Source organism: Prevotella aurantiaca, assembly GCF_015262605.1.
GTDB classification, from domain to species: domain Bacteria; phylum Bacteroidota; class Bacteroidia; order Bacteroidales; family Bacteroidaceae; genus Prevotella; species Prevotella aurantiaca.
In genome coordinates, this window is the sequence record NZ_JABZSJ010000092.1 from 1 (window position 1) to 5,640 (window position 5,640).

General features: G+C 31.0%; 3 protein-coding genes and 1 pseudogene. 2 read left to right on the forward strand and 2 right to left on the reverse strand.

The window, feature by feature from the left end:
- Positions 1–755: 755 nt before the first annotated feature.
- Together HXN26_RS10725 and HXN26_RS10730 are read right to left on the reverse strand one after the other, a co-directional pair.
- Positions 756–2,321 carry a type I restriction enzyme HsdR N-terminal domain-containing protein gene (locus HXN26_RS10725; protein WP_273161236.1) on the reverse strand — a complete coding sequence of 522 codons (1,566 nt, stop codon included), beginning with the start codon at positions 2,319–2,321 and terminating at the stop codon, positions 756–758.
- Positions 2,322–2,714: 393 nt separating this feature from the next.
- Positions 2,715–4,631, reverse strand: a complete 1,917-nt coding sequence (locus HXN26_RS10730; RefSeq protein ID WP_273161238.1) for a leucine-rich repeat domain-containing protein — start codon at positions 4,629–4,631, stop codon at positions 2,715–2,717.
- Between the two features lie 167 nt (positions 4,632–4,798).
- Between HXN26_RS10730 and HXN26_RS10735 the strand changes: the two are divergent.
- Both HXN26_RS10735 and HXN26_RS10740 read left to right on the forward strand, forming a co-directional pair.
- Positions 4,799–4,915 (forward strand): annotated as a pseudogene (locus HXN26_RS10735) (IS30 family transposase); the annotation flags it as partial.
- A gap of 193 nt (positions 4,916–5,108) precedes the next feature.
- Positions 5,109–5,519 (forward strand): PH domain-containing protein, encoded by a 411-nt coding sequence (locus HXN26_RS10740; RefSeq protein WP_051129488.1) that lies wholly within the window; start codon positions 5,109–5,111, stop codon positions 5,517–5,519.
- Positions 5,520–5,640: the final 121 nt, after the last annotated feature.

Below are 5,640 nucleotides of genomic sequence, written 5' to 3' on the forward strand. Positions count from 1 at the left end.
AATGAAAAAGAGAGCATTTTTGCCCCCTTTCAGGAGTACATTTGACCATTAAGCCGAAATTTTTTAGAGTTGTTTTTTAAAAGTGTTTAAGATATTTCTTCTTTTCCTTTTTCTTGTTTATTGCTGTTTGGCGGACGTTGAGAAATACAAGTATGAAGTTCAGATTATCGCTGATTAGGTATATTTGTTAACCACATAAAAGTGAGAATCTTTTTTTGTTTGTACCAACTTTTTATTATCGGATAACCGATGTGTATAAGATAATAAGCTTTGAAGTTAACAAAAAAAGGATGGTTATGAATTTGTAGGACTTATTTGACAGTATTTTGTGACTTAAATTCTTCTTTTATATATTGAAATGCATTATTATTTCAGAATGGAGTCTTTTTTAGTGGTGGTATTTATTTATGGATTACATTTGATTTTACTTAATGTGTTGCTTTTTAGTAGCCCTCATATAGACATCATAGCCAAAATTTTATTAGGATGTGAAATATTCATATTTAGCCCTCCTGTTCTTCGAATCATATCGATCAAGTTTGAGGTTGATAAATCGTTTTTTTTAATTATTTTTATCAGTGATTTCAATTTGGGAAGACTAAATTAATTTTATAATTACGGATTTTAAATTTATAATTATAAAAATAAAATTTATAATTATAATTTTGATAGATTTTTATTATATTTTTTCTTTCTTATTAGTATTAAAATATAGCTTTATTTTTTCCTCCAAAAGTCTGTTTTGTAGTGTAATATTAGCTATTAGTACATACGAGCTTTATAACCTCCGCTCCTATAAGTTGATTTAATTGAGCGCCTAGAATATTATCAGAGTAAATAGTTTGCCAGTGGTTTTCAAATAATGGATTTTCTATATTACAATTCCCCAAAGAATCAAGCGCATAAATAATTAGCCTTTCCTTGTCACAAATACCCATTATGTTAGAACGTAATATACGTGCATAAGATAAAGCTTGACGAAATGCTTTCTGTTCTTCTAACATTGATGACATATCAAATTTAACTTCTATAACCAATGGAGCACTTTCAAAATGTGTTCTTCCCTTTGGAAAGAATACGAAATCGGGAATAGCTTTCTCTTTCCTTCCCGCTTTTAATTGCAATTGTCTTGTCCAGTCAGAAGTTCGATAACCAATTCTTTTTAAGATAGGAATTAGAATATTCTCTTCTACATCCTTTTCTTGTTTAATTTCCCCAAAATCAATTGATTTCCCAACATAAAGTTGGGGGTAATTATCAGTTCTTGCACCTTTTTCTTTTGCTAACCTCAATAACTCCGAATAATCTTTGGCTGTAAATGCTATGCCGTTTATTCCTTGTAAACTCTTGCGAACAATAGGTAGTTGCGAGAAATAAGAATCATTCTTCAAGTCAGCAAACGATATTTGTGGAAGTCTTACTCCTTTACATACTGTAGTTCTGCAATGGTAATAGTCGAAAGGGTTAAAGATACCAACAGATTCTGCACGCCAAATAGAATGGATAAAACTTCTTGGCGATGTGCAATATATAATAACGAGGTCTCCTTTACGTGTTCTCTCGTTGCAAGCCCAAATAGATGTTTGGGCTTGTGAATCTTTCCCTAATGAATCAAGAAACTCAAAATCTCCTTTGCCAGATCCCCCAGTTAGCCATACATTTGTAGGTGGTGGCAATTCTTCATTCTCTTGTTTTCCTTCTTCTAACAAAACTCTTGCTCCGTAATCGTATATGCAGGCGCAGACTTCAGCGTCTGTTAGTCCATTTTCTACTTGAAATTTATTTATTGCGCCACAAATATCATAGTAGTACATTAAATATTCTTTATAACTTTTTGTGCGCGGAATAGGTGGCAGTTCTATACCCAACGCATCACAGCTTTTTTGAATAATATCAAATCTACGTGGAAGAAGAATAGGCTTAAAGTAAGCATCATAAAAGTATAAGTACATTGATAAAGCATCTATTGTAGCTGCTTTTTGTCTGAATTTATCTGCTTTGATAAAATAATTTTCTTCAAACCAAATAATCTTTTCTTCTTGAATTTCAAACTCTTTTAAGTCATAGGATTCTACAAAAGTTTCGAAATTCTTGCGCTCGGAAAGTTCTTCGATTAAGAGATTCCGTTCGACAAGGTTAACTTCGTGCACAAATACACGATCTGCAAAATGTTGAGGTTTAATATAACCATTCAACTTTTGTAAGAAAGTTGCTATATTCTCTATTTTTTGATAAACATCATCTGTTTCTGGATTAAACATCGTAATTGCATTTTGACCATCTGATGATTGCTTATAATAGTTCCATAATTTTTTATTCATAGGATAAGTTTTATATTTTGAAATTATCTATAGCGTGAATTAATATTCAATTATGTGATACGAATATTTTTGTTATTAAAATTTAGATTATATTACATTGCAAAGTTAATTATTTTACCGATAGTATAAAATAATATATATGTATTTTTTATAATGATATTTAAATTTCAATCTAATGTGTTTTGTGAGAGATTTTTTAAATGGTATACAAACTTACTAATAGCTTTTATCAACTTAATATTTATGCAAGAATGGCGAACAAAAAGTTTTTGTTCGCCATTTAAGTTGTGATGTGAGAAGTTTAAACATTGCTTTGTAATATGCTTTATTACATATTTTGTAAGTACAATTTACGAATAAATACGAAGTTTACCTCCTATTACTATATGAACATTAGTGTGCAAAACGAATACTCGTTAAGAATTGTTCATTTTCGTTGTAAGCTACAGCTATATAGACTCCATTAGGTATATTTACTAAAGAGATATTCTCCTGGTGACCATTTGAGCACAATATTAAATTTCCGTTAGCTGAATAAAGAAGTATTTTGGCAACAGCTGCAGTTTTACAGATTGCATTTTCTGCTTGATTATAGCGTAGATACGATTTAGATTCTGCTTGCTGCTTAAATATTCCAGTAGTTCCTGTTGTTATTACTTTCCAACCATTTTCAGTTGCTTTTATTGTGTTTGCGTTTGAAGTACCTGGATTTTCGCTGATATCTGCAACACTCCATTTCAAAGAATCTTGTTCTTTTGGTGTAGCATTAGGTGCTTTAGGAAGTGCATCAAGTAAACGAGTTAGAATATCAGCTGATAGTTGGTTATTAGCAACCCCTAAAGAGTATAACTTATTAAACTTTGTCCACTTTATATCGCGCAATTGATTTTGGTTGAGATGAAGCATTTTAAGTTTAGTGTTGCCCGTTAAATCTATTTCATTCAGCTTATTATTTTTGCAATAGAGTTCTTTTAGTTGCGTATTAGTTGAAAGATTTAAAGTTTCAATCGCATTATTACTGCATGCTATTCCCATTAGCATCGTGTTTGTAGCAAGGTCAAGTTTACTTAACTTATTGCTTTCTACATCCAAAGTGCGTAATCCAGTGTTTATTTTCAAATCAATTGAAGTTAGTAAGTTTCCAGCACAGTAAAGTTCTGCTAATATTTTATTAGTAGTAAGATCGATTGTAGCTAAACGATTTTGGCTTGCATCAAGTGTTACAAGAAGAGTGTTCGCTTTTACATCTATGTTCATCAGTTGATTATTTGCGCACCGCAGTGTTGATAATGCTTTGTTATGAGTTATATCTAAACTGCTTAATTGATTGTTACTACAATCGAGAATCGAAAGTTTTTCAAGTCCACTTACGTCCAAATTAGTAAATAGGTTTTGTCTACATTTCAGTTGTGTTATTTTAGGAGTAGGTTTCAAATCAAGATTTGATAAGTTGTTATTACCAATTGATAAGCGTTGTAAACCAGAGTTATGAGAAAGATCTAAAGTTGATAGTTTATTATCAAAGGCAAACAAAGTCTCTAATTCCGGGTTGTGACTTACGTCAAGTGCTGTTAATTTATTTGCTCCACAACCTAATATTTTTAATGCAGCGTTATTGCTAAGGTCAAGGTTTTCTATATTATTATCACCACATGAAAGTTGCGTTAAAGCCACATTTTTGCTTACGTCAATAGAGTTTATTTGATTCTGATGACAAATTAGCACGTGTAATTCTGTATTTTTGCTGACATCAAGTGTCGATAAAGCATTGGACGCGCAATATAATTGATTGAGTGCAGTATTTGTTTCTACTTGCAGATTCTTCAATTTATTGTTGTGGCAGTATAATTCTTCTAAATGTTTTAGATTAGCTATATTTAGTGTTGTTAAATAATTATCGTTACATGCCAACCATTGAAGCGAACTTACAGCACTTGCGTCTAAAGTTGTGAGTTTATTACCACGACAGTCCAATTTTTTAAGTTGATGACAATCAGATAAGTCAATTTGAATCAAGTCGTTCTTATAACAAGTTAATGATACGATATTGCCTTTCACTACAATGTTTTGAGAACTTACGGTATAACCATCTTCCTCATTTCCATTTACTCCTTCTATGCTGAAAGTTTCACCATTTGCAGCTTCTATGTCAATATTAAATTCCTCACCCACAGCCTTAGAAGTTTGCAAGCGAATAATATCTTTAGGATTCTGTCCTATCATAGTACCAGTTCCAATCATAAAGAATAAAAGCGGTAATAACAAGCGACTAAATGACGTCGCGTTAAACGAAGTAGATAATGTTTTCATATACGTTGATTTGTTAAATGATTAAGAAACCGCAACAATGGCGGCTTAGTCGCAAAGGTAAAAATAAATTATCAAAAAACATTGCGGTTAGAAGTGATAATTTTGGTTGTGGCTGACAAATCGTAGAAAGAAATGCTGAATAAATTAAGATAAGAAATGTACTGGCAAACTTCGATGATTTCACAGACAAAAAGATTGCGAACATACAGAAGAAAATAAACATAAGACCGAGACAAAAACTAAATTTTAAAACACCAAAATGCGAGTTCTACAGAACAATATAATAATTTTGTACTTACTGGTTGACTCTACGATGAATTTCTTAAAAAGAAATTGCGAAAATGTTTAGATATGTATTTGAAATGTGCTAAATTTGCAAAAAGAACAAATGTAGAAGATTTGGAGAAGTTCGTAAACCTTAATCTTAGCAAACTTCCAGAATTTTCAAATAAGTCATATACTTTAGAATAGGACAAGATGGAAAAAAAATATAATTCAAAAGTTGACTTGTGGTTATATCTGTTTATATATATAAGTATAATATTATCTGCAGTACCTATTCTTTTAATTGATTTTAATTGGATTGTTACTATTTTTCTATTTGTTATCCTCGCAGCGTTAACCTTGTATCCATTAGGAATTAAATATACAATTAATGGAAAAGTCTTATCTATTCATTGTCCTTTCTTTTCAACACAGGTAATTGATATTTTTGATATTTTGTTAATAGAATCTACGCACACTTTAGATTCGTCACCTGCAGCTTCAATTGATCGATTAAAGTTAACGTATAAGCATGGTTGTGTCATTATTTCACCTAAGAAAAAAAAGGATTTTGTAAATCATATTTTATCAATCAACTCAAAGGTTCATATAAAAATCAATTGAAGATATATAAAAAAGTATTGCTGTTTGGTAAAACTTTTTAGGAACGTCTGAAATTAGGGTCAACACTTCTGGCGTAATGGACATTTGGTAGGCTGAAAGCTCACGGAACGCTTTTATTTAC